Source organism: Amycolatopsis sp. NPDC003676 (genome assembly GCF_053587275.1).
In genome coordinates this window covers 1-1068 of sequence record NZ_JBSFNS010000420.1, presented here as the reverse complement: position 1 = coordinate 1068, position 1068 = coordinate 1, and the positions used below count along the sequence as shown (strand labels likewise).

At 73.3% G+C, this 1068-nt stretch carries 1 pseudogene; it reads left to right on the top strand.

The window, feature by feature from the left end:
- Positions 1–899, top strand: a pseudogene (locus ACWDNU_RS46900) (hypothetical protein); the annotation flags it as partial.
- Between the last annotated feature and the right edge of the window lie 169 nt (positions 900–1068).

The window sequence follows — 1068 nt, the reverse complement described above, 5'->3', positions numbered from 1 at the left end:
GTCTGCTCGGCGGCGGACTGGCGCTGGCGAAGGCGGCGAAGTCCGCGATCACCGGCGGATCGCCCGCCACGGGAACGGGGGGAGCGGCGGGCGTTTCGCCTGCGGCGCCGTCAGGACCGGACAGTGGGGCAGCGGCGGCAGGCGCGCGACAGGACCGGCCACAGGACGCCACGCCGGGCACCGGCACCGAACGGGCCGGGACCCCGTCCGGACCGCCGCCGGTCGGCCCGACCCCGCCCGCGCGCACCGACGGGCCGAACAACAGCCGGGCCATCCTGCTGCTCGCCGCCGCCGTCGCCGCGTTCACGGTGATGCTGGTCGTGCTCGTAGTGACACGGGACCGGGGCGCGGACCCCACGCAGCAGGCGCTGGACCCGGTCACCGTCACCACGGTGGTCGACGGCAAGGTCAGCACCGTCGTCATCGTCCCCGAGCAGGAGACGGTCACCGTGTCCGCGCCGCCGGGCCCGGCCCAGACGGGTCCGACGACCCCCGGCGCCACGTCCGCTCCGTCGGGCACGAGCACCTCGGGCAAGCCGACCGTCACGCCGAGCCCGACCAGCACCACGATCACCACCACCCCGTTCGGCCCGCCGAGCCCGGACCGCATCGGCCAGTTCATCGCCGGGTACTACGGCATGCTGCCCGGCAATATCGGCGGCGCCTGGGCGCAGCTGGCCCCCGGCTATCAGGCACAGACCGGTGGGTACGGCCAGTACTCCTCGTTCTGGTCGACGGTGCGGTCGGTGACTGTCGGCTCGATCACGCCGAACGGGGAGAACCGGGCGGTCGTCTCGCTCACCTACCACCTCACCAACGGCACTGTGACATCGGAGAATCGCTGGATCCAGGTGAGCGGCACCGGCAACAGCCTGCAGATCGCCGGATCCGGTGTCTGATCCGCACCGGCTACCCTGAACGCGGCCCGGCGTCCGCCGGCCCGATCCGACGCGGAAGAGAACGAGGCGAGAAACAGGTGAGCGCGCGACCGGCCGCGGTGCTGTGGGACATGGCCCAAACCCGCCCACCCCACGCGGAGGCACCGGTGACCACCACCCCACCCACCAC